Below are 24,670 nucleotides of genomic sequence, written 5' to 3' on the forward strand. Positions count from 1 at the left end.
GAAGAATTTGATATTATAACCAAAAAATCACCGCTTGGGGCATTGGATATCAAAAAGCCCACCGCTTGGATGGGCTTTGGCTTGGATTAGTGATATTCGGTACATTCAATGATGTTATCACGGCAAAACATTTCATGGTTAGCGGCAAGACATTTTTTCTTAACTGCCAAGCGAGCCTTGCCACGGCTCTGATTTTCGGCAGTAAAGGTATCTGTAAATGCCTTGAGTTTACAGACATGGACGGTGTCATCTTGATGGTTGTGGGTGGATTTGTCGATAAGAACAGGCACGCCAACAGGCACGCCAATGATCATTGCACTACCTTGGTCGCTGACTGGTGCAACGCAGGCGGATAAACCTAAAGCGGTAGCGATTATAAGGGCAAATTTATTCATAAGATAACCTTGAGTAACTTAATCATTGCTAATACTAAATTAAAATAGAGTGAAATATGGCTTAGATAAAATTATAGCATAAATTTAGGTTTGGCGTGTTAAGTTGTGATAAAACAAGTGTTTGGATGAATGGTTTGTACTATGTCGTTGCTACCTAAGCGACTGTAATCGTGTCATCACTTGATGTGATTTATGGTATAATAATTTTCATTTTATTTGACTGGTTTAATTTTGTATCTCACCGTACACATCAATGTATACATCATCTACAAAAAGGCAAGCAATGACAACCCATTTAACCAATGAAATCAACCAACGCAGAACATTTGCCATCATCAGCCACCCCGACGCTGGTAAAACCACCATGACCGAAAAGCTGCTGCTTTGGGGCAAGGCAATTCAGGTAGCAGGCGAGGTGCGTGGACGCAAAGCCGACCGCCACGCCACATCCGATTGGATGAGCATGGAGCAAGAGCGTGGCATCTCTATCACCACATCGGTCATGCAATTTCCCTATAAAAATCATGTGGTTAATCTGCTAGATACCCCAGGACACGCCGATTTTTCAGAAGATACCTACCGCACGCTGACCGCTGTGGACTCTGCCCTTATGGTGATTGACGGTGCTAAGGGCGTTGAGGAGCGGACAATTAAGCTTATGGAGGTGTGTCGCATGCGTGATACGCCCATCATCTCATTTGTCAATAAACTTGACCGTGAGATTCAAAATCCGCTTACCTTGCTTGATGAGATCGAAAGCGTCCTAAAAATCAAATGCGTGCCATTTGCTTATCCCATTGGTATGGGTCAGGACTTTGTGGGGGTATACAGTTTTGTGGATAACAAGACTTACTTTTATAAAAAAGGCTTTGGTTCACAAATTGTAGAGATTGAGAGTAAAGATGGCTATGATCATGCTGACATTAAGGACAGGCTTGGGCAGATTTTATGGGATGAATTTATAGAAAACATTGAACTTGCCCAAATGGCGTATGAAGATTGGGATGAGCGTGAATTTTTGGCAGGTCGTCAAACGCCTGTGCTGTTTGGTACGGCGTTAGGCAATTTTGGTGTGAACATGATTTTGGATGTGCTGACCCAATATGCACCGCCCCCAAAAGACCATGTGGCAGTAGAGCGGACGGTAAAAGCGGACGAACCTGCCTTTACAGGTTTTGTCTTTAAAATCCAAGCCAACATGGACCCTAAGCACCGAGACCGTGTCGCCTTTATGCGAGTATGTTCGGGCAAATACGAGCGTGGCATGAAAATGAACCATGTGCGTCTTGGCAAAGAGGTGCGAGTGTCGGACGCTCTCATGTTTTTGGCAGGCGACCGTGAGACGCTAGATGAGGCGTATGCTGGTGATATCATTGGTCTGCACAATCATGGCACGATACAAATTGGCGACAGCTTTACCAGTGGCGAGACCTTGAATTTTACAGGCATTCCGCACTTTGCCCCTGAGCTGTTTCGCCGTGTGGTGCTAAAAGACCCGATGAAATCCAAACAATTACAAAAAGGCTTACAACAACTCTCGGAGGAGGGGGCAACCCAAGTGTTTATGCCTCAAATCAACAACGATTTGATTTTGGGGGCGGTGGGCGTGCTACAATTTGAGGTGGTGGCACACAGATTATTAGAAGAATATAAAGTGCAATGCACCTTTGAACCGATTAGCATTGCAACGGTGCGATGGGTTTACTCTGATGATAAAGTCGCTTTTGAAAAATTTAAGAAAAAAGCCCACGACCAGCTGTCGGTAGACGGCGGTGGTTATCTGACTTATCTTGCTCCCAGCCGTGTCAATTTACAACTCATGCAAGAGCGATATCCAGAGGTTGAGTTTCGGGCAACAAGGGAGCATTAGTCGCACGATAAGATCGCATGAAAAAAGATCACATGAAAATTACCACACATACCGATACAGGCTCGGTCATAGGTTCACTTTGGATGGTAGTCGGTGCGATTGGTTTTAGCATCATGGGACTGCTGGTCAAGATGACAGGCACGCGCTTTGAGATGCATGAATATGAGTTGGTTTTTTGGCGTGTTGTTTTTGCTGCAACTGTTTTAGGTCTGCAAGCTGCACTGACAAAAAAACAATTTTCAACACGCTATCCACAAGCACATTTTTGGCGTTCTTTGGCTGGTACAATCAGCTTATTTATGTTCTTTTTTGGTTTGGTGCATTTGCCGCTGGCAACTGCCATTACCTTTAGCCACACATCAGCGATATTTTTGGCAATTTTTTCAGTCATTCTTCTGAAGCAATTTCCCAGTCGCCTAACTTGGTTTGCACTCATGTTGGGTTTATGTGGCATTATGCTAATTTTAAGACCCAGTATCCTTGGACATGGGCTATTGCCAACGCTCATTGGGCTGACAAGTGGTGCCATGGCAGGCTATGCGTATCTACAGGTGCGTGAGTTGTCTTTATTGGGCGAACCTTCTTGGCGAATTGTGTTTTATTTTGCAGTACTTGCAACACTCATTTCAGCGATCGCCAGTACAGTGGTAGGATGGACACCCATACAGCCCCAAATGCTACCTTATTTATTTGGTATTGGTCTATTTGCGATGATAGGGCAGTTATCGATGACACATGCCTACAAGGTTGGGCGTAAATTTATGGTATCAGCATTGGGCTACTTGGTGGTGGTACTCTCGATGCTATATGGGGTCATATTTTTTGATGAAGTCTTACCCGTCATGGCGATGGTTGGTATCGTACTTGTGATTGCAAGTGGCATTTTGGCAGGTAAAAAATAAGTGTTTGGCTTAAGCGTCGTGATCTCACATCGCTTAAGCCTTTTGTTTATTGATAACTGTGTTAAACTATCTGCCACATTCCTTAATTCTCAATGCCATGCTTATCTGTCCAATTTGTCATTTATCGCTAAATTTTACAAAGAAAACCTACCAATGTGCCAATCAACACAGTTTTGATGTTGCCAAAGGCGGTTATGTAAACTTACACTTAGTACAACATAAAAAAAGTAAACATCCTGGTGATACGCCTGCTGCTGTGCAAGCACGGCGTGCATTTTTATCAGCGGAGCATTATCAACCGCTCAAATCAGAAATTTTAAACATGATTGGAAATATTCGCCCCAAAACGATACTTGATATTGGGTGTGGTGAAGGTTATTATACCCAAGCTTTGGGCAGCATTTGTGATCATGTGATTGGGCTTGATATTGCCAAATCAGCCATTCAGACTGCCGCTAAAGCTGATGGGTCAAACCAAATCACTTGGGTGGTGGCAACAGGGTCTGTATTACCTGTTGCTGATAAGTCTATGAATGTGTGTACCAGCTTTTTAGTCCGCTACCAAAAGATGAAATACGACGAGTGCTTTGTGATGGTGGCTACTTGATGGTGGCAGTTGCTGCACCCAATCATTTGTATGATATGCGTGCAGCGTTATTTGAGACGGTAGTTGCACATCACCCCAACAAATCCATACAAAGGCTTGCACCTGAATTTTGTTTGGTTGACCAGGCATATATCACCGCACCAATGCACTTGGATAATACGGCTCTTAAAAACTTAATTGCTATGACGCCTTACGCCTATAAGGCAAAATCTGAGCGGCGTGCTGCACTTGAATGCTGTGAGAGCTTTTTTGTACAAGGTGAATTTTGTATATTTTTATTTAAAAAATTACAATGATTTTGCCATTGCTATGGCAAATATAAAAGGCAGGTTTGGGTTAACAAATAAAAACTGCCGATTTTGCCCAAGCGGTCTTAAGATGGCTTGGGCGGTGAAATCGCAGCGTTATTCGGTGTCTTTTTTAAGCTTTGTCATATTGGAGACTTTGCCAAAACCTTTTGGTAATGGGTTGCCACGGTTGGCACGATGTGCAATATAATTGGCGATATCATTAGGATTAAGCGTTAAAGTACGCTTACCTGCTGTAATCACCAAGGCATCAGTATCCGATAAAGCTGTGATGGCAGTGATGGTTTCGCCAGCTTTTAGGTTGGCAAGCTTATTGCCTTTACCCTTAGCAAGTTTGGGTAGCTCATCGCTTGCAAAGATAAGCAGGTTACCATTTGATAAGCTGACAGCGACCAAACTGTCATCATCTTGCATGACAACAATGGGCAAAAGTACACCATCAGCAAGATTAATGCTACTTTTGCCTGATTTTTGGGCAGTGTCTAAGTTTGCAAGCTGATTGATAAATCCATAACCCAAACTGCTTGCCATTAAGACATTTGGGCTACCATTGGTCTGATTATAAAAAAGCAATTGATCAATTTTGGCACCCGCAGGCAAGTTTAAAAGACTGGTAATAGGGTCGCCTTGGGTGCGTGCTGATGGTAGATGTATGCTATCAAGCCCATAACTGCGACCAGTATTATCAACCAAAATAAGCCGCTCGGTAGATTTGCCTAAAGCGTGTGTTAAATAAGCATCACCGGTACGGTAGTTCATCTCGGCAGGGTCTGCATGATGACCCTTGGCAGCTCGAATCCAGCCAGCTTGAGATAAAATAGCAGTAATTGGCTCACTGGCAATCAAATCCACTGCTTTTAGGCTACTGGATTCTGCTCGCTGTACCACAGGTGAGCGACGAGCATCGCCATGCGTTTTGGCATCGGCTGTCAGCTCATCAATAAGTAGCTTGGTGAGCATTTCGGGGTTATTTAGCTGCTCGCTGATGAGTAGACGCTCAGCTTCTAGGCGATCGTGTTCGGCAGTTAGCTCAATTTCTTCTAATTTGGCAAGCTGGCGAAGTTTGATATCTAAAATGGCATTGGCTTGAGTTTGGGTGAGTCCAAATCGTGTCATCAGCTCAATCTTGGGGTCTTCTGCGGTGCGAATGATGTCAATAATCTCGTCAATATTCAGATAAGCGATCAGTAATCCTGCCAAAATGTGCAATCGTTCATTGATTTTATCCAAACGATACTGCAAGCGGCGAATCACCACACTTTTTCGTACCGATAGCCATTCTAGTAAGATACTTTTTAGGTTTTTTACCTCAGGCTTGCCATTGATACCAATCATATTCATATTGACCCGATAGCTGGTTTCAAGGTCGGTGTTGGCAAATAGATGGCTCATGATTTTATCAATATTAAGCTTGCTTTTTTTAAGCTCAATGACAATACGGCAAGGATTAAGGTTATCTGATTCATCACGGATTTCGGTAACCCAAGGCAATTTTTTATCCATCATCAGTTTGGCGATTTGCTCGACAACTTTATTACCTGAAACTTGATAAGGCAGGGCGTTGATGATAACAAGGTGGTTTTGTTTTGGGTCGGTGTGATAAGTGGCACGCATCTTATAGCTGCCCTTGCCTGTTTCGTACATGGCGATCATGTCGTTTTTGGGCGTGATGATCTCAGCCGTTGTTGGTAAATCAGGTGCAGGCAGTGTTTGTACAAGCTGTTTGGTGGACAGCTCTGGATTTTTTAATAAGCGAATACAGGCTTTGACAACCTCGTGTAGGTTATGCGGTGGAATGTCTGTTGCCATGCCCACGGCGATGCCTGTCGTGCCATTTAATAAAATATTAGGCAGGCGGGCGGGCAATGTGACAGGTTCGGACAATGAGCCATCAAAATTGTCTTGCCAATCAACCGTGCCTTGCTCAATCTCACCAAGCAGTATATCGGCATATCGGCTCATATTAGCTTCGGTATATCGCATAGCAGCAAAGGATTTTGGGTCATCAGGACTGCCCCAGTTGCCTTGTCCAGTAATCAGCGGATAGCGGTAACTAAACGGCTGTGCCATCAGCACCATGGCTTCATAGCAGGCACTGTCGCCATGTGGGTGATATTTGCCCAAGACATCGCCAACCGTACGAGCGGATTTTTTGGGTTTGGCGGTATGTTTTAATCCAAGCTCACTCATGGCATAGACGATGCGTCGCTGGACAGGTTTTAGTCCATCAGCAATGTGCGGCAACGCTCTATCCATGATGACATACATGGCATAATTTAGGTAAGCGTATTCGGTAAAGTCGCTCACCGAACGAGTATCAATCTGTGTTGTCATAAACTGCTTTATTATTACTTAATCAAAATGTATCGGCTATGATACCAAGATTGGTTATAAAAAAGCAATGGCACACCGCTTGGCATCTTAAAGAAGGCGGTTTGTTTTAAAAATGATTTGGGTAAAAGTAAAATTAGGCAGCAAAAGCACTTTGCATCCGCTTGGCTAATTGGACATCACGGCTTTGAACGGCATGCTGGTCAGCTGTACCGATGCGTACCAAAATGCTGGTGTGATTATTTTCCCAAATGGGGTAGTGTTCTAGTATTTCAGCATAAAATGCCACACGCACCATAAAGCTTATGGCATCAGCAAAGCTTTTAAAATGATAAGTTTTAACCAAGCTATGACCATCAAGCGACCATCCTGGTAAGCTGTCAAGTTGAAGGGCGACCTGATCGGCGGTAAGGCTACTCATATGAACTCCAAAAATAAGCAAGATGATGGCACAAGTTTAGCATATTCTTTAGCAGATGTATTAACTATTTATTGACGACTATTTATTGATTATTGACGACTATTTATTGATTATTGACGACTATTTATTGATGACTGTATTGATTAATCAATGTACGAAATATACTAACTGATGTATTGCTTAATTGTAAGTGATACTAAGCTTTTTGTCTTGATTGGCAAATTAAAGCGTGCGATAATACGCTATTGGCTTGCTTAATTTTTCTTAACCAACCTTGATTGATTATTTTTTTTATTTTAATTAAGCATTGATTATACAATCCTCGAAAAACTTAATTTAATCTTTTTAACTTAAAAATACCCCTATTTTGTTGGCAAAAATTTACCAAATTCACCCGATATTGGGCGGGTTTTGATGGATAAGCCAGACAGTTAACATCATGGAGATGATATAAAATGAACCAAGTTCTCCCCCCCCCGATAATTTAGCAAATATCAATAAAAAACCCAGTATTTTGTTGCGTTTTTGGTATTGGCTGACTTTAAAAGTGTACTATGATAAGCTTTTAACCAAAGGGGCAGCAAGTTATTTGACCATTATCTCGGTTCTTGTTTTTATGGCTGCATTTGCTGAGGGTTTTGCATGGGGGCATTTGGGCAGTACTTTTACTCATGATAACCCATGGCTGGGTAGAATTGGCTTGGGCTGCTTTGTTGGCTTTGCGTTGCTATTTTTTGATCGGCAAATGATTACAGCCGATTTTTTAGAAGATAAACATAAAAGACAGCTATTACCATATCTTCACAATATTGAAAAGCCTCAAGCGTCTTCTGGTTTTGTGGGTAAGGTGCAGGGTTTTTGGTATTATTTAAGAAGCCTTAAAATTTATCTATTCTTGGTGTGCCGTTTGGCTATTATTCTTGGCTCTTTGTATGTTACCGCACCATTTTTAACACAAATTTTATTTAAAACCGATATTGAACAAAAACAATTTGAACAATACGAACAGAGTATTGAGTCTGCTAAAAATGAGATCATCGGTAAAATTGATGATGAAATTCGTGCCAAAAAAGAGAAAATTAATAGCCTGCGTGTCAAATTGGATACCGAAATTAGTGGTGGGCGTGGTACGGGTCGAGGCAAAGGCCCTATTGCCCAAAATTTGGAAAATGAAATCCTTGAGCATAAAGTAGAATTAGAGACACTCATCAAAGATCGTAATGACAAAGAAAAGAAAATTGAGGATGTCATCATTGGGTATAATGACAAGACATTAGATGAAGGTGTATTAACAGCACTTGGGATTAAGGTTGCCAAAGACAGTCCATTATTTCGTGAACGAGCCATTGAGCAGTTAGAAAAAGACTCCGCCTATCAAAAAGTTAAACAAGCAGTGGATTTTTTCTTACTGGGTTTGGGCTTAATTTTGATTTTAGGTAAGTTTTTTCAGACCAAATCTGTACAGCTTTATTTTTCAGAAATTCTACAAGAAAAATGGCTAAAATACGAGCGAGGGGTTTTTGATGAATATTTAAACCCTACCGAGCGAAGCAGTAGCCTTTTACCTACCACAACAGCATTTCCTGCTGAATTTGAAGCCATGATGGTCAGGTATAATAACAATATTTCTGAATATGAGTCTCAAGAAAGACAAAAACGGGATAAAGAAAAATCAGACCATATGGCTCAGCAAGCTTATTTTTTGGGGCGTGCCAAAGAATATAAAGACTCACATGCAGAGTTTCATAACCGTGCGTATAATCAAGAAGTGACAGACTTGGCATTGGCAGAAATAGATGCACAAGAGCGGGCTTATTTGGCAAAGTATGGTAAAAATTATTATAAATGGAGTCATGAAAAACAGGCGTTAAGTGATGAGTTACAAGCCATCGATAAAGAATACAAAAGCAAGCAGAATGGTCGTCAGGAATATGAAGAAGAACGGCTTGCTAAGCTTGAACAAGTCCAAAGGGATTTGGATATTTTAAAGGTTAAAGTTGTAGGATCAGAGCATGATTATACGCTAGAGGGAACAAAAACCTATGAGCATATCCAAAAGTCTATTGCTTATCATAAGCAGCAAATCAAAGCGTTGGAAGATGCACATTTAGAGTATGATGAAAATTTGGTTAAATTGGCAAAACAGATGACCTATTTGACCCAAGAGATTGAGGGGCTAAACCTTAAACTTAAACCTTATTATGATAAGCTGGCAGAGTTTGAACAGTATCGTGAGGTAATTTATCAAAAACGCCTTGATTATATGTCTGATCATATCAAACATAACCCTTATGATGATTATAATACAGAAGAGGATTTGGCGTATTATGCAAAGCATCTACAGCAAGAAGCCAAAAATAGTGAAAGTGGTTTACTGGGGGCACGCACCCACTGGCATCGAGTACCGAGCGACCCCCAAGTAAAAATACCGTCTCATCAGGCAGAAATGCTATCTCATGAATCACAAGATTAGTGATAAGATGCCCACAATTAAGCACTCGGATTAAGGTGAATTATGTCTACTTTTGCACTTTTATTTGATGTCATCACGGCACCTATTAATATGGCATTTTTGTTGGTCATGTTAGGGTTATTTATCATAGGGTGGGTTGCTGTCGGTCGTGATGATGGTCATAAACCTAGGCATTTTATCGACAGTATTCCCACATTGCTGACATCCATCGGCATTTTGGGAACTTTTTTTGGTATTGTATTGGCTTTACTTGCCTTTGATGATAGTGATATCAAATCTCATATCAATGACATCATCTCGGGCATGAAAACCGCCTTTATTACTAGCGTGACGGGGTTATTATTATCAATTATCCTAAAAATTTGGGCATCTATTCATCAAGATAAAAGCGAAAATCTTGATTTAGACCAAGTGGATGCCAGCAATATACTTAAATTTATTGAACACCATCTTACAGAGCAAACCAACACACAAAAAAAGACTGCTGTTATTCATGAAGAGTTGTTACAAGTATTAACCACGCATCATGAATATGTCAAACAAAATAATCAGCAATTTGCTGCTAATTTGTGGGATAAACTTGAGAAAACTGCCCAAATTCTGACCAAATCTGCCACCGAAGAGGTGATTTTGGCACTCAATCAGCTTATCAAAGACTTTAATCATCAGCTAACCGAACAGTTTGGTGAAAACTTTAAGCAGCTTAATCATGCCGTCTTTGAGTTGATTCAATGGCAAGAAAATTATAAACAACAGCTTGAACAAATGCAGGTTCAGTATCAAAATCATACCAATGCTGTTGCAGCAACACAACAAGCCATTGACAATATTCATGATAATTTATCACATATTGCACATCATGCTCAGAGCATTCCAGATTCTATGGAAAGGCTTGCCGTTGCTATTGAGTTGAGCCATACGCAAATTGATACTTTGTATGATCACTTGGCTGCTTTTGCTGATATGAAAGATAAGGCAGTTGCTGCTCTACCGAGCTTAAGTGAGCAAATCGATACCATGCTTCAGGGCATGGATGATGCCAGCCAAAAGCTGACCGAACAGTTTCATCAGATTCATCAATCTATCAAAGCACAGCCTAGCATCATGCAAAGCACCACTCAAGAGCTAAAAAACACACTGGAGCGGCTGGTTGGTCAACTTGAGATTGATATCAAAAATATCACAGAAAAGCACGCCGGCAGTATCAAAGAGCAGATGAATCAGTTATCAAATATCGCTGCCCAAACCTTAGAGGACATCAGTGACAGCATAGAGGGTCAAATTAATAATTTTAATACCGCTGAAGCCAAAAAAATTGAGTCAGATTTGCAGCAAATGGGTAGTGCCTTAATTAGTATGACAAGCCAATTTACCAAAGATTATAAAGAGTTGGTCAATCATATGAATAATATCATTCGTCACGGAAGACCAATGCGATGACAATAATAAACAAGATGAGATTAAGTGTGCTATCTTCAAGACAGTCATCAGAAGAGAGTACTCAGTGGTTGCCCATATCAGATTTGATGAGTGGATTAATGGTGTTATTTTTGTTCATTGCCATCAGCTTAATTTTGCAAGTGCGGCAAATCGCTGAAGAATATCAGGATACCCAAGAGCAAATTTATAAAGCATTGTTACACGAATTTGCAGACGATTTGCCCAAATGGGGAGCAAAGATAGATAAAGATACATTAACCATCTCATTTTTGTCTCCTGATATTTTATTTAAAACAGGTCAATCTGATTTGCAGGATAATTATAAAGAAATTTTATCTGATTTTTTCCCACGCTATATCAAAGTCATCGACCGCTATAAAGATAGCATTAACGAAATCCGTATCGAGGGTCATACCAGCAGCGAATGGGCGGCGGGAGTGGATGCTGATATTGCTTACTTTGAGAACATGCGGTTATCACAAGACCGCACCCGTACCGTTTTACAATTTGCTTATGCCATACCTGAGGTCAGTCAGTATCGTCCATGGATAAAGACACATTTGGCAGCAGTGGGCTTATCTTCTGCCAAAACCATCAAAAATGAGTCTGGACTAGAGAATGCTGGTGCATCAAAAAGAGTGACTTTTCGTATTTTGACCAATGCCGATGAACAAATACAAAAAATAAGCAAGAGTTCTTATGAAGAAAACTAATGTATTTGATGAGCTGATAAATAACACCAAAAGGATGGTTGATCATCTTGTTGAATTTAAGCTTCAGCCAAGAGGCCCTCTTGATTTACAGTTAGATACGAAGCTTGCCACACCAAAGGGAGTGCAGATTGATAGTTTATCTGAGCTGGCGACTGATGAAACAGGTGTGTTTGCCTATCATGGCAGAAAAGTCGTGTTATTTATTCCTGACCATGGCTATGGGAATAGTTTTGATCAAGTTAAAAATGGTGATTTGAATGTAGGTAAAAAAGTACATTTTACCCAATGTAAGACACTTGATGATATGGCTAACAATGGTCGGTTGAATCGTTATCACATTAATAAAAATCAAAATGGCTTATTTGAAATTGTTAATAATGTTGGCGATACGCATACAACCAAGCTGATGCCATGTCATAATTGTTTAAAAATTCTTAATTATAATGATTATTTATCAATCAAAACACCAGCAATTTTTAGGCAAAATTTTGACTTTTTGGCATTTTTTAATGGTGATTATCAGACCAAATTTACCAAATTGCCCGAATATGTGGGACAAAATAAGGGTGGTTATACAGAAGATTGGTCGACAATAAGTCGTAATTTTAAAAAAAGCAAAGACTATCTTTGTCAAGTCTGTGGCGTTAACTTATCTGGGTATCAGCATTTGGCCGATGTGCATCATATTGATGGCGTAAAACAGAATAATAGCCAAAATAATTTGATGTGCCTGTGTAAATTATGCCATGTTAATCAGCCAAATCATGCCCATATGAGTATCGGTGATGAGATCAAAAACCAGATACAACAACTAAGATGGCAGCAGCGACTGCTGTGAGTATGACCGTGATGGTGGCTGATGATTGATAATGTCAGTCAGGCTGGTTATTAATGACAAAAAATAATAAAAAGTGGCCAATTAAGCTAAGGCCACTTTTTATATGATAAACGATATTGTCAGGCTTGGTTATTTTAATAGTTTACTTAATAATGGAACTCGGCTGATGATGAGCCAATCTAAAATGACGATAACCAAGATGGCAAACAACCCCATGGGAAAGAGTGCTGAAATTAACAATAACACCCCACCAAAACCCCACCAAATGGGAATGTTTTTTTGACTGGCTGGGGGGATTAAGCCCATCGGTAAAGCGGATTTGTTGTTTTTATGCAGGTTGGTGGCGGGTCTGCGTTGCCACCACATCACAAGACCGCTGATACAAATGGCAATGACGCTTAAGCAAAATAAGAGGTTTGCCAAAATACTAAAAATTCCTGCTGTCCCCATATGCAGTGCAATACCAACCGCCATAAACTTGCCAAATGCTGAATAGTCATGGTAGCGAATGTCTGCCAATACCTCGCCAGAATAACGGTCAATATGTACTGTGCGGTCAGCGGTTGGATTGGGGCTGTCATAGCTCATCGAATCTTGGCTGATGCTCCAAACGCCTGTTGGTGTTTTGGGGTAGTTGATTTGATATCGTCCCACAAAGCCCATGTTTTTAGCCATGTTATCAATAAAATCAATATCTGGTTGCGTCATTTGCCATGCGTTTGATGTGGGCGTGGAGCTTGGCATGGGGGTTTTTTCAAGTACCCAGGGCACTTGTTTTGTGCCATCATTAAGAGCGTCACCGTGTGTGGGTGCTGAGATATCTGTGGCATGATGGGGTGTATCTGCTGTATTTTGTTGCTGGTATGATGCGTCATCATGGGCAGTATCAACGGGTAAACTGGAGGTAGGTACAGGTTCTACGCCCCATTTGCCAGCAGGAAACTGATTCCATGCTTGCATGATTTTTTCTCCCCAAATCCCAGCCCAAGCCAAGCCTGTGATACAAAAAAATAACAACACAATGGCAGTCCAGCTGCCTAAAACTGCGTGTATTTCACGCCATAAGTTGCGTTTTGTTTTGGTGTCTTGTACGGTCAGCATTTTTATCACACTTTTGCGTTTTTGCCACCAAAGATAAATGCCAGTGATGATTAATAAAATGGTTAAAGAAGCCGCTGTTTCAAGCAATAAATCTCCTGTTTTACCCATCAATAAATCACCATGAATGCTGTCTAATGTGTGATATAAGCCAGATTTTTGCGGTTGTGTGCCAACGATTTGGGCCGTGTAGGGGTCTATGGCAACCCAGTTGGCAACTTGCGTATCATGATTTTTAACTAAAAAAGCGGCGGCATGATGATCATCTTTTGGAGCGATGTATTGCGTCACTTGTCCGCCAGCGATGTTTGATGTGGCGATGTGAGCTTGATGAGATACTGCCATACTGGTGTTTTGTGGCGATACGCTGATAAGCTCACCTTGTTTGCCAACCGTATTGGATAATATAATCATGCCAAGCCCTGTGCCGGCCAAAATCACCAAAAATGGTATGACAAATAACCCTGCATAAAAATGCCACCGCCAAATGCGTAAATAATGCTGCGGTGTTGTTGATTGACTGTGTTTTGATGAAAGATTGGATTGGATGCTTTTGTTCATAACTATTCTCAGTAAAATTGTGTGAATTGGTTTTATAGACCAAAATAAATCTGCTTTTGTCAATGTAATGATTGACAAATTGTGATGAATTTTGGAGTGATTTGATTAAGAATAATCAGGAGAAGCACGGCTTGGTGGGCGTAAGAAAAATAAAAACTGCAAACGCAACTGACGATAAAAAGCACCCAATTGTCTGTTGAATTGTAAAATATGACCAGACAAACCCAAAGCACCCGCTGGCAATGCAAAAGACATGGCACTTAGACAAATATCGCAGTCATGTTGATGGGGAGTTTGGTTATCTTTTTTTGAAAAATGCGTGTGTGCTTGGTGAAGGTGAGTATGGGTTTGGTGCGACTGATTGATATGATTGATAATGGGGGCAAGCTTAATACAAATATTATAACCAATCTTTGGTTTTTCCACCCACAGTGAAGATGTCATGGGCATCAGTAGCATCAACCAAGCTAAAACCGCCAATACCCAGCCAAACCACGATCGGTGACGCTTAGACAATTGATGAGGCTTGGCGTTTGGATAAAACTTAATGTTTAAAAGGTGATAAGAACGATGCCACATAATCAGCCTTATAAGACCATCAGACAATCACTTAACACACCAATCAGTTAATGTACGGGTTGGTATGATGATAAAATCAGTCATTGATAAAATGATATTATACCATCAATTAACAACACTTAATGAAAATTATGTTACTTATATGTATGTCACTTAAATGCAGCTTAGCCAATCATATACACGCTTGATAATCCTTGATCACTAAAATTAACAATAATTAAAATCGATGATACTTAAAATCACAGTGAGGCACTTGAGAATGTCTAAGTCATCAGACCGATTATGTTGATTAATGAAGCTGCAAAATCAGCGGTATGTTAGATTGCTCGGTTTTATGTTGTGTGCTGCTTATTGATGTAATGTGCCACAAAACTACAACTTGGTATGATGGTTTTATTATTTTGATTGGCATATTGAACAGCGTATTTCACCAATGCCGTACCAACACCACGACCGCCTAACTGTGGCGGAACAAAAGTATGATGATAATTTAGCGTATTATCATCAATAATGGCATAGCTGAGATACGCAGTATGCCCATCAATGGTCGTTTCAAAACGCTGAGTATCGGGGCTGTGGGTGATGGTTGGCATTAGATCTACTCCAAAATTGCGGTAAAATACTGATTATTATTTTAGTATTTTACCGCAAATGTCTAATTTGGTATTATTGACAGTTTTTCTTTGAATACAAATCTGTCAATAATGCTTGACGTTCTTTGGCGGCAGTAATTGCTTCTTCGGTATTTGAGTATGTGCCAATTAGGGCTGGCCAGAAAAATACTGCTGCTGCAACATTTTTGCCAGTTATTTTGCGTTCGGCACGCGCTTTCTTCTCAAATTCCTCAGCTTCAGCAATTTCGCTCTTGATTTGACTGCAGGTCAGCTCGTTGTCTGTAATTTTTTTGGTTTGAACCACGTGTGGCGTTGCACAAGCTTGTAATAATAATGCCAATGCGCCCAATGTAGCAATAGCTTTTAACTTCATATATACTCCGAATTTTGATAAGTATGTGATGATGTAAGTTTGTCTTGCTCACTGTCAAGTAAGCGTTTAACACTTTTTACTGTGCCAATATTATCAAATGTGGATTTGAATCGGTTGGGATAGCTGACACATTGCGAATAATATTTAACACGAGCTATACAGTACTATAACATAATATTATAGTCAAGTTAAATTATATCTTTAATGTTAAAATTTAACCTCTTTTCTATAGCCATCATTTTCAGATATTTATCAAATGAATAACCTTGCCCCACTTTCTAAAGCATGCGATAATAAAGCATTAACTTGTTTTACTTTTTAGCTTAACTATTTTTATCAATAATCATTTAACTCAATCCAATCAAAAATTAACTAATTAAGGCTTATTATGGCTCAATATATCTACACCATGAACAAAGTGTCAAAACTTGTTCCGCCAAAGCGTGAAATTTTAAAAGACATCAGCTTGTCCTTTTTCCCAGGTGCCAAAATTGGCGTGCTGGGTCTAAATGGTGCTGGCAAATCCACGCTGCTGCGTATCATGGCGGGTGTGGATACAGAATTTAGCGGTGAGGCACGAGCGGCAACAGGCATTAAAATTGGCTATCTGCCCCAAGAACCACAGCTTGACCCTGCCAAAGATGTGCGTGGCAATGTGGAAGATGGTGTGCGTGAGGCCTTAGATGCCCTAGAACGCCTAAACCAAATCTATGCTGAATATGCCGAGCCTGATGCTGATTTTGACAAATTGGCAGCCGAGCAAGGCAAAATGGAAGACATCATTCAAGCGTGGGATGCCCACAACCTAAATACTCAGCTTGAAAAAGCAGCGGATGCCCTTCGCCTGCCACCGTGGGATGCCGATGTCTCCAAGCTGTCAGGGGGTGAAAAACGCCGTGTTGCTTTGTGTCGTTTGCTGCTGTCCAAGCCTGACATGCTACTTTTGGATGAACCGACCAACCATTTGGATGCAGAGTCTGTGGCATGGCTTGAACGCTTCTTAAAAGACTACTCTGGTACGATTGTGGCGATTACCCATGACCGCTATTTTCTTGACAATGTCGCTGAGTGGATTTTGGAGCTAGACCGTGGTTATGGCTATCCCTACCAAGGCAACTACACCGAGTGGCTAGAACAAAAGAACAAACGCTTAGAACAAGAGCAAAAACAAGAAGAGGCCTTTGCCAAGGCACTAAAACAAGAGCTAGAATGGGTGCGTAAAAACCAAAAAGGTCAGCAAGCCAAATCCAAATCTCGCCTAGAACGCTTTGAGGAGATGAACTCTCGTGAGTTTCAACAGCGTAACGAAACGGCGGAGATTTATATCCCACCAGGGCCTCGTTTGGGCAATAAAGTCATTGAGGTCAATAACATCTCAAAATCTTTTGATGGACGCTTGTTGTACGAAAACTTATCATTTACCGTGCCACCCATGGCAATTGTCGGCATTGTGGGTCCAAATGGTGCTGGCAAAACCACACTTTTTAACATGATTACAGGTAAAGACACGCCAAATACAGGCACAGTAGAGGTTGGCGAGAGCGTGAAAGTTGCCTATGTGGGGCAGGTCAGAGATGAGCTGGATGATAAAAAAACCGTGTGGGAGGAGGTCTCAGATGGGCTTGATATGATTACTGTGGGTGAGTATACCACGCCTAGCCGTGCCTATATCGGACGCTTTAACTTTAAAGGGCAAGACCAACAAAAACTCGTTGGTAACTTATCAGGCGGTGAGCGTAACCGCTTGCAACTTGCCAAAACCCTAAAACAAGGGGCAAATGTCATCTTGCTGGATGAACCATCCAACGACCTTGATGTGGAGACCTTGCGTGCCTTAGAAGATGCGGTGCAGGTGTTCCCTGGTACGGTCATGGTGGTATCGCATGACCGTTGGTTCTTAGACCGTATTTGTACGCATATTTTGTCATTTGAGAACGAAGCGCCAGAGTTTTTTGATGGTAATTATAGCGAATATGAAAAATGGCGTAAAGAGCGACTTGGGGCAGATGCCGCACCCAAGCGTATGAAATATAAGAAGATTGGTGGATAGAGCTTGATGACTATATAGGTGATTTAAATTTACTTTGTCATAGCCCTAATAAAAACCTGTCTAAAGTCTTAGGCAGGTTTTTTGTTACTGTGATGACTGCCTAAATACTCAAAAGCAACACTGTCATCAAAAATTTGCACAGATGGATAAATTGGGCAAAATGGGAAAAAATCTTTTTTTGAAATGACACCGCTTAGCCCAAGAGATTAAATGATTTTTGGCTTATTTTATAAGAAGCCATAAGTAAGAATATTCACAAGAACGATACAAGATTGTTATCAAATCTGCTTCAAAAACCTTACTTAAGGCATGGTAAACGATGGTAATTTTTGGTATGATTAGCCAACTTTATTTATATCACACTTTTTATATTACATCACTTTTTATATTACATAGAAATCATGCAGAGACCATTTATGAAAAAACATGCACTGGTTGCCACCATGGCAGCAACATTGATTTTGGTAGGCTGTCAAAAAGACACTTCAGCTTCGCTGCCTAAAGCAGGCGAAAAGTCAACCGTCGTTAGCGATAAAAGCACAGAGATTGAACAAGTCAGCTATGTGTTTGGCTATGACGCAGGCGAGTCTATGAAAAAAATTGAAGAAAATTTAGACATCGATGTTTATATCAAAGCGTTTAAAGATGGCTATGCAGGTGTTGATAGCGCTTTAACGAAAAAGCAGATTCAGACATTGGGTCAAGCATATGAAAAGCGTAAAACCGAAGAAGCCATTCAAAAACAACAACAAGCTGCCGTTACCAATAAGGCTGATGGCGAAAAGTTTTTGGCTGAAAATGCTAAAAAAGATGGCGTAAAGACAACACCATCAGGTCTTCAATATAAAGTTATTACTGAGGGTACGGGCAAATCTCCCACGGCCAAAGATGGTGTTTATGCAGCTTATGAAGGCAGATTGATTGATGGTACGGTATTTGATTCATCTGAAGGCGAGGCTGTGCCATTTATGCTAAGTCAGGTCATTGAAGGCTGGTCTGAAGGCTTGCAACTGATGAAAGAAGGTGGCAAATATGAGCTGTATGTTCCAAGCCAAATGGCATATGGTGAACACGGTATGTACAATGCTGGCATTGGTCCAAACAGTGTTTTGGTCTTTGTGATTGACCTAAAAAAAGTTTCTGATGAAAAAGCCATAGCTGCCGAACAGCAGGCAATCATTGATGCTCAAATGCAAGCCATTCAAGAATCGCAAGGTCAACGATAGCCTTTAGCCGTATTGGCATTGACTCAAAAATTGTAAAAAATTGCAATCACCCCAAAAGTTAGATAATTTTTGGGGCATTTTTATAACTAAAATTTACGAAATGATTGCAAGTAAAAAATAAATTCGCTATAGTGAGCAAATTTTGATAAGCTGTTAATATGGATGTGTAATGTTCGGTACAATCAATTTATTGACTTATTTTTTGGCGGTGGTTGTGGTCATCGTTTTACCTGGCCCAAACAGTTTGTATTGCTTATCGGTATCAGCATCACATGGTTATACAGCAGGTTTGCGGGCAATTGCAGGCGTTTTACTGGGCGATCTCATACTGATTATGGCAACAGTTTTTGGTGTGGGTGCCATACTGAAGCAATATCCACAAGTTTTTGATGTCATCAAGCTGATTGGTGGTACTTATTTGGCTTATCTTGGCACTCGCCTGATTATCGGAGCTTACCATACCTTTAAAAATCGCCAAGCCATCATGAAGTCAGAGTTATCAATTAAGCCACCAAAAAAACAAAATTATTTTTATCGTTCACTCAGTCTTAGCGTAACCAACCCTAAAGCGATTTTATTCTTTTTGTCGTTTTTTGTACAATTTGTTGACCCAAATTATGATAAACCATTGCTAAGCTTTTTGGTGTTGGCGGTGATTTTACAGATGGTAAGTGTTAGCTATTTGACTTTATTGGTGTATACTGGTAAGGCGTTGGCTGAAAAATTTTCAAAACGCCCCGTCTTGAGTAGCCTTGCGATGTTTAGTGCTGCGATGTTATTTATTGGTTTTGGGGTAAATCTATGGATCAGCCAAATTTAGCATCTTGATTGATTGGTGGAGTTAAGAGAGGGCATCATGCAGTGTAAAATAGCTGTTGTATGTGTGCTGATAATGGCGGGTACACCTCTGGTATGGGCAAATCAAACAGCAAAAGCGGCGGTTGATGAGCTGGCACAACCAAAGGTAAAAACTGGCATAAATGCCATAAAACCTGACATCAATACCATGGGCTGGATTGATAAAAATCATCAAGGTTTTCAAGATTGGCTTCAAAATAGTGCTGTTAATATAGATGGATGGTTTGGAGAAAATCAATCAACAAAACCTGCTAAGGCAAGCTTACGAGTGATGATGGACACCACATGGAATAAATATGATGGTATAAAAATTAAACCTCGTGTGCGAGGTCGTATTAAATTGCCAACCCTTGAAAATCGCCTTAGTTTGGTTTTTGGTGATGATTCATTGGATTATGAAACCCGTGATGGTGCGCTGAGTGATGATCGTAAAGTTATGCCAAATGCTAATGATCACCGATACGATCGCCGTGAAACACGAGAGAGTAACTCTTCTTTGGCACTCAGATGGTCTAAATTTCGTCGTAATAAAGATATTGATATAGATTTGGGCGTCAGGTCAAATGATGTCTATATCCGTGCCAAAGCCGAAAAGAAATGGGAAATGCCGCATGATATTACGATGCGTTTTGAGCAAATGTATCGTTATGGCTCACATACGGAACATACTGCTGTTTCAACGCTTGAGTTCACTCAGCCACAATCTGGGCATAGTGATTTGGTCAGTCGTAGCCAGCTGCATTATACTCACAAAGGAGAAGAAAATCTTTATTGGCACAGCAGTTTATTTCAGCGTCATTTTGTGCCTGTCAAGCATGGCAAATCAGAGCTGAATTATGGTTTATATGTGGGTGGTAATATCCAAGATAAAAAAGTATACCTAAATACTTATGGACCTTATGTAGGCTATCGCCAACCTGTATGGCGACCATGGCTATTCTTACAAACTGATGTGAGTTATTACAACAGTAAACATGACGCTCGCAGTCATCACACATCCATCTTTGGGCGTGCCGAAGTTATTTTTTAAAGTTATTTTTTAAAGTTGTTTTTTAATACATTAGATTTTAAAATCACTATCACCAAAAAATAACTGGCACACTCATTTTATCAGCCTAAGCTGATGGTTGCTCTTACTGTCTTATTGGCATTTACTAACCATCAACGATAACCTTTATCATACAAGTCTTGATAGCCGCCATGGTTAACCACATTGGTATGGCCCATTTCTAAGAGTGTCTTACGAGCCACCTCAGCACGGCGACCAGAACGACAGTACAAATTGATGGGGGCGTTTTTATTCGGCTCAATGGCTTCAATATGGCTTGCGATTTGGTCAGGCGTGATGTTTAATGCCCCTTGTAAATGCCCATCGGCATACTCTTCGGCACTACGAACATCAATCCACACACCCACGGCTTTGGCAGGGGGCTGGCTTATGGCAGTTGTTGTGGTTGGATTTTGGGCGGTGGCATTGAATGAGCAGGCACTTAAGCCAAAAGTTGCCACGGATAATGCCAATAAAACGGCGTGTTTCATCATCGTATCCTGATGTAATGGATTGATTCTGAAGTTATTAAAACTAAAAGTTATTAAAACATCACTATTGAGTTACGGTTTTTTCAATTAATTTTTCAGCATTGGCAAGCGTGTCTTTAACATCATCAAAGCCAATCTGACTGCCTGCTATCAGTGCGTGCGTGTCTTCAAAGCTGACCCAAACCTGACCATCTGTTTCGGTAACCAACACTTTCAGGGGTAATTTTAACGCAAAATGAGGGTCTTTTTTCATCAATGGCGTGCCTGCTTTTGGTGTGCCAAAAACGATGACTGTGGCAGGTTGCATGTCCAAATCCACTTGTTGGGCAGCGTGCTGGTGGTCAATGGTGGCAAAGATGGTCATGTTTTTCTCTTTAAAAGCAGACTGCAAGCGACTGACGGTGTCATTAAAATCATAACGGCTGGCGATGGTTTTGGTGGTGTATGTTGTGTTCATGGCGTGATGCTCCATGGTTTGGGTGGGTATGGTTTTAGCAGAGCTGGGTTGTGATGTCAGGTGGTTGCCATAAGCGGTCAATGCCATCATGGCAGTCAACGACATCACCATGGGCAAAAAAAACCGCTTGGTTTTTTTAACTGAGTGTTTCACTGAGTGTACTGTCATAAATCATCTCTCTGGGTTTAATTAAAATGTTTTTAATGACTTTCTTATTATCCACAAAAAGCATTGGGCAACTCTCCCAATGCTTTTTTAATGTTGCTTTCAATGTCGCCAATGTTATTATGTCAGTCATCACATTGTCAATTATCTAAACACCATTATCTAAATACCATGCCACCATCGGTCAGTATGGTTTGACCTGTGATGTAATCGGCATCTTTGGATGCTAAAAATGACACCAAGTTGGCAACATCTTCTGGCTGTTGTGGACGACCAACCAAGATGCCTTGGGTAAACTCTTTCCATGCTTGTTTTGGTTCATAGCCTTTATGCTCAACAAAAGCAGCATCAATACGCTCCCACATCGGCGTGTCAGCAACCCCTGGGCAATAAGCATTGACACGGATATTATGCTCGGCAAGTTCTTTGGCGGTAGAATGGGTGAACGAACGCACCGCATGCTTGGTGGCACTGTATAAGCTTAGCATCTCATAAGATTCATGTCCTGCAATGCTGCACGCATTGATGATTTTGCCGATGCCGTCTTGTTTTTTCATCTGCTCAGCCGCCGCTTGGGTGCCAAAAATCACGCCTTTGATGTTCACTCCAAGCACACGGTCAATCTCTTTTTCTTCAATTGCCAAAAATGGCTCAACCGACTCAACCCCTGCGTTATTGACAAACACATCTACCTGTCCAAATGCCTTGACCGCTTCATCAACCAAGCGGATTTGGTCGTCTTTTTTAGAGGCATCACCAACAACGCTGATGCTCTCATAGCCTGCTTTGTCAAATTCATCTTTGGCCGTTTTTAAATTGTCTTCGCTGATGTCATGCAACACCACTTTAAAGCCATCTTTTGCCAAACGAGTGGCAATGGCATTGCCCAAACCTGCGGCAGACCCTGTTACGATGGCAACTTTGCCGTTTTGTTGATTGTTTTGTGTGGTCATCATGTTATCCTTATATTCATGTGTGATAAACAAATAAGTCAATTTTTATTGAAATTCTTAACTTAAATTTAAAATTTAACCAAATCTAAGTCAAATGATTGATTTAAGTGGGCAGCATTTTTAAGCAGGCAACATTGCTAAACTAAGCCGTTATTTAAAAAAAGCCACTTAAAAACGGTAAAACAGTAAAAAATTCACTTACCCTTTGATTATAACAACCAATCATTTTTAAAATAGGCATGATGCGTTATTGGCTTGTGTTGTTTATGTAACAGTGTTTGGAACACCTTAATGATTGGTTGATAAAAGGTGATTTGGTTATGATTTGGCTGGATAACAATGCTCAATTTGGGTAAAATCTAAAGCCTTGGCTTAGGTTTGGTTTTAGCTTAAGTTCGGTTTTTTAGGTTTTTTTAAGTTGTTTGGTTTAACAGCCATTTTGGTTTATTTTCATTTTTTAAGGGCAATTTATTTAAGGGTAAATATTTAAGGGTAAGTTATGACACATTCTCACAATATCCGCCACACTGAGCATCTCATCATCGGTTTTGGTAAAGCAGGGAAAACTTTGGCTCAAACCCTTGCTAAAGCAGGTAAAGAGGTCATCTTGGTAGAAAAATCTGCCGATATGTATGGGGGTACTTGCATTAATATTGGGTGTATTCCATCAAAAAAATTGGCATTTTTATCACATGAGCGTGATGTGTCATTAAGCGATGCCATTGCCCATAAAAATCAACTGATTGCTAAGCTCAATCAAGCCAATTTTGATAAAGTCAATGAATTAGATAACGCCACGGTCATCACAGGTGAAGCCAGTTTTATTGATGATAAGACCGTGCAGGCGGTGACAGCTGATGACACTCTAAAAATCACCGCTGACCACATTCATATCAATACAGGAGCGTATAATTGGCAACCACCCATTGATGGGCTAAAAGACAGCAAATTTGCCCATGACAGCACCAGTATCATGCAGTTAACCCAATTGCCAAAACAGTTGGTCATCATTGGTGGGGGATATATTGGGTTGGAATTTGCCTTTATCTTTGCTGGGTTTGGCAGTGTGGTCACGATTTTAGAAACTGCCGATACTTTTTTACCAAAAGAAGATGCTGACATTCGCCAAAATTTGTTGGGCATTATGGCAAACAAACAAATCACTGTCAAAACCAAGCAACAAATTAAGCAGGTTAATGATGCCAACAATCATGCGATGGTTGTAACCGAAGATGGGGAATTGATGGCAGATGCGATTTTGGTGGCAACAGGTCGTCGGGCAAATACGCAAGGGTTAGACCTTGATAAAGCAGGCGTCATATTGACGGATAAAGGCAACATTGCCGTTAATGATAGGCTACAAACCAGCGTGCCACATATCTATGCGATGGGTGATGTGGCAGGCAGTCCACAGTTTACTTATATTTCCTTGGACGATTATCGGGTGGTCAAAAGTCAAGTGTTGGGTGATGGCACATATACCACAAAAGGACGCACTTTTGCCTATGCGGTGTTTACCAATCCACCGCTTGCCAATGTTGGCATGACCGAGCAAGTTGCCAAGGAGCAAGGGCATACCGTTAAGACGGCTGTTTTAGAGGCGGTCAACATTCCCAAAGCCAAAATCTTAGAGCAAACCGATGGACTATTAAAAGCGGTGATTGATGCCAAAACCGATAAAATACTGGGTGTGCAGTTGTTATGTGACAATGCCCATGAGTTGATTAACTTTATGGATTTGGCAATTCGTCAGGGTCTGACTTATCAAGAGGTTAGGGATTATATTTTCACTCACCCAACGATGAGCGAAGCGTTAAATGAGTTGTTTGCACAGTTTGGGTAAGCATCGCTCATGGCGGTGTATGGCTGAGTACAGTTTATTGATGTTTTGGCATGAGT

21 protein-coding genes and 1 pseudogene are annotated in these 24,670 nt (G+C 40.8%); 12 read left to right on the top strand and 10 right to left on the bottom strand.

Annotation, left to right across the window (positions count from 1 at the left end):
- Positions 1–86: 86 nt before the first annotated feature.
- A complete protein-coding gene (locus A4U55_RS05355; RefSeq protein WP_003662663.1) occupies positions 87–395 on the bottom strand; it encodes a hypothetical protein in 309 nt (102 codons plus the stop codon).
- A gap of 283 nt (positions 396–678) precedes the next feature.
- Between A4U55_RS05355 and A4U55_RS05360 the strand changes: the two genes are divergently transcribed.
- From A4U55_RS05360 to A4U55_RS05370, 3 genes and pseudogenes are all read left to right on the top strand, one after another.
- Positions 679–2,265 carry a peptide chain release factor 3 gene (locus tag A4U55_RS05360; RefSeq protein ID WP_063454101.1) on the top strand — a complete coding sequence of 529 codons (1,587 nt, stop codon included), beginning with the start codon at positions 679–681 and terminating at the stop codon, positions 2,263–2,265.
- Between the two features lie 17 nt (positions 2,266–2,282).
- Positions 2,283–3,167, top strand: coding sequence for a DMT family transporter (locus A4U55_RS05365; protein ID WP_003657107.1), 885 nt, complete (start codon positions 2,283–2,285; stop codon positions 3,165–3,167).
- 97 nt (positions 3,168–3,264) lie between these two features.
- Positions 3,265–4,070: pseudogene (locus A4U55_RS05370) on the top strand (putative RNA methyltransferase).
- 108 nt (positions 4,071–4,178) lie between these two features.
- Here the strand turns inward: A4U55_RS05370 and parC are convergent.
- On the bottom strand, positions 4,179–6,416 hold the full coding sequence (gene parC, locus A4U55_RS05375; RefSeq protein WP_003658691.1) for a DNA topoisomerase IV subunit A: 2,238 nt from the start codon (positions 6,414–6,416) through the stop codon (positions 4,179–4,181).
- A 133-nt stretch (positions 6,417–6,549) separates the two neighbouring features.
- Complete coding sequence (locus A4U55_RS05380; protein ID WP_003657103.1) at positions 6,550–6,834, bottom strand: 4a-hydroxytetrahydrobiopterin dehydratase; 285 nt, start codon at positions 6,832–6,834, stop codon at positions 6,550–6,552.
- 514 nt (positions 6,835–7,348) lie between these two features.
- Here A4U55_RS05380 and A4U55_RS05385 point away from each other — a divergent pair.
- The 4 genes from A4U55_RS05385 to A4U55_RS05400 all read left to right on the top strand — a co-directional run bounded on the left by A4U55_RS05385 (position 7,349) and on the right by A4U55_RS05400 (position 12,298).
- Positions 7,349–9,307 carry a DUF4407 domain-containing protein gene (locus A4U55_RS05385; protein WP_013108203.1) on the top strand — a complete coding sequence of 653 codons (1,959 nt, stop codon included), beginning with the start codon at positions 7,349–7,351 and terminating at the stop codon, positions 9,305–9,307.
- A gap of 42 nt (positions 9,308–9,349) precedes the next feature.
- Entirely contained in the window at positions 9,350–10,747 is a 1,398-nt protein-coding gene (locus A4U55_RS05390) for a MotA/TolQ/ExbB proton channel family protein (protein ID WP_063454102.1), read from the top strand.
- A 98-nt stretch (positions 10,748–10,845) separates the two neighbouring features.
- Positions 10,846–11,460, top strand: coding sequence for an OmpA family protein (locus A4U55_RS05395; protein ID WP_003657096.1), 615 nt, complete (start codon positions 10,846–10,848; stop codon positions 11,458–11,460).
- Positions 11,447–12,298: an HNH endonuclease signature motif containing protein gene (locus A4U55_RS05400; protein ID WP_003657094.1), complete on the top strand. Its 852-nt coding sequence runs from the start codon at positions 11,447–11,449 to the stop codon at positions 12,296–12,298. The genes A4U55_RS05395 and A4U55_RS05400 overlap by 14 nt, the downstream gene beginning before the upstream one ends.
- Before the next feature lie 129 nt (positions 12,299–12,427).
- Here the strand turns inward: A4U55_RS05400 and A4U55_RS05405 are convergent, their stop codons facing one another.
- The 4 genes from A4U55_RS05405 to A4U55_RS05420 form a co-directional block, all read right to left on the bottom strand.
- Positions 12,428–13,957: a PepSY-associated TM helix domain-containing protein gene (locus tag A4U55_RS05405; protein WP_003672045.1), complete on the bottom strand. Its 1,530-nt coding sequence runs from the start codon at positions 13,955–13,957 to the stop codon at positions 12,428–12,430.
- A 105-nt stretch (positions 13,958–14,062) separates the two neighbouring features.
- A complete protein-coding gene (locus A4U55_RS05410; RefSeq protein WP_003657091.1) occupies positions 14,063–14,536 on the bottom strand; it encodes a hypothetical protein in 474 nt (157 codons plus the stop codon).
- A gap of 332 nt (positions 14,537–14,868) precedes the next feature.
- Positions 14,869–15,129 carry a GNAT family N-acetyltransferase gene (locus A4U55_RS05415; RefSeq protein WP_003657089.1) on the bottom strand — a complete coding sequence of 87 codons (261 nt, stop codon included), beginning with the start codon at positions 15,127–15,129 and terminating at the stop codon, positions 14,869–14,871.
- 73 nt (positions 15,130–15,202) lie between these two features.
- Complete coding sequence (locus tag A4U55_RS05420) at positions 15,203–15,523, bottom strand: hypothetical protein (protein WP_003657087.1); 321 nt, start codon at positions 15,521–15,523, stop codon at positions 15,203–15,205.
- A 388-nt stretch (positions 15,524–15,911) separates the two neighbouring features.
- Here A4U55_RS05420 and ettA point away from each other — a divergent pair, with 388 nt between their 5' ends.
- The 4 genes from ettA to A4U55_RS05440 all read left to right on the top strand — a co-directional run bounded on the left by ettA (position 15,912) and on the right by A4U55_RS05440 (position 20,687).
- Positions 15,912–17,573, top strand: a complete 1,662-nt coding sequence (ettA, locus tag A4U55_RS05425) for an energy-dependent translational throttle protein EttA (RefSeq protein WP_003658683.1) — start codon at positions 15,912–15,914, stop codon at positions 17,571–17,573.
- A gap of 416 nt (positions 17,574–17,989) precedes the next feature.
- Positions 17,990–18,799: an FKBP-type peptidyl-prolyl cis-trans isomerase gene (locus tag A4U55_RS05430; RefSeq protein ID WP_003665494.1), complete on the top strand. Its 810-nt coding sequence runs from the start codon at positions 17,990–17,992 to the stop codon at positions 18,797–18,799.
- 169 nt (positions 18,800–18,968) lie between these two features.
- On the top strand, positions 18,969–19,619 hold the full coding sequence (leuE, locus tag A4U55_RS05435; RefSeq protein ID WP_003657084.1) for a leucine efflux protein LeuE: 651 nt from the start codon (positions 18,969–18,971) through the stop codon (positions 19,617–19,619).
- 72 nt (positions 19,620–19,691) lie between these two features.
- Complete coding sequence (locus tag A4U55_RS05440; RefSeq protein ID WP_063454103.1) at positions 19,692–20,687, top strand: hypothetical protein; 996 nt, start codon at positions 19,692–19,694, stop codon at positions 20,685–20,687.
- A gap of 131 nt (positions 20,688–20,818) precedes the next feature.
- On the opposite strand, the gene A4U55_RS05445 is transcribed toward A4U55_RS05440, so the two are convergent.
- The 3 genes from A4U55_RS05445 to A4U55_RS05455 all read right to left on the bottom strand — a co-directional run bounded on the left by A4U55_RS05445 (position 20,819) and on the right by A4U55_RS05455 (position 22,771).
- Positions 20,819–21,196, bottom strand: coding sequence for a rhodanese-like domain-containing protein (locus tag A4U55_RS05445; protein ID WP_003657082.1), 378 nt, complete (start codon positions 21,194–21,196; stop codon positions 20,819–20,821).
- 64 nt (positions 21,197–21,260) lie between these two features.
- Positions 21,261–21,821 (bottom strand): DUF302 domain-containing protein, encoded by a 561-nt coding sequence (locus tag A4U55_RS05450; protein ID WP_003670277.1) that lies wholly within the window; start codon positions 21,819–21,821, stop codon positions 21,261–21,263.
- Between the two features lie 155 nt (positions 21,822–21,976).
- A complete protein-coding gene (locus A4U55_RS05455; RefSeq protein ID WP_003657080.1) occupies positions 21,977–22,771 on the bottom strand; it encodes an acetoin reductase in 795 nt (264 codons plus the stop codon).
- A gap of 499 nt (positions 22,772–23,270) precedes the next feature.
- Here A4U55_RS05455 and A4U55_RS05460 point away from each other — a divergent pair, with 499 nt between their 5' ends.
- Positions 23,271–24,614 (top strand): FAD-dependent oxidoreductase, encoded by a 1,344-nt coding sequence (locus A4U55_RS05460; RefSeq protein WP_063454104.1) that lies wholly within the window; start codon positions 23,271–23,273, stop codon positions 24,612–24,614.
- Positions 24,615–24,670: the final 56 nt, after the last annotated feature.

This window comes from Moraxella catarrhalis (assembly GCF_001632285.1).
In the GTDB taxonomy this organism is placed as follows: Bacteria; Pseudomonadota; Gammaproteobacteria; order Pseudomonadales; family Moraxellaceae; genus Moraxella; species Moraxella catarrhalis.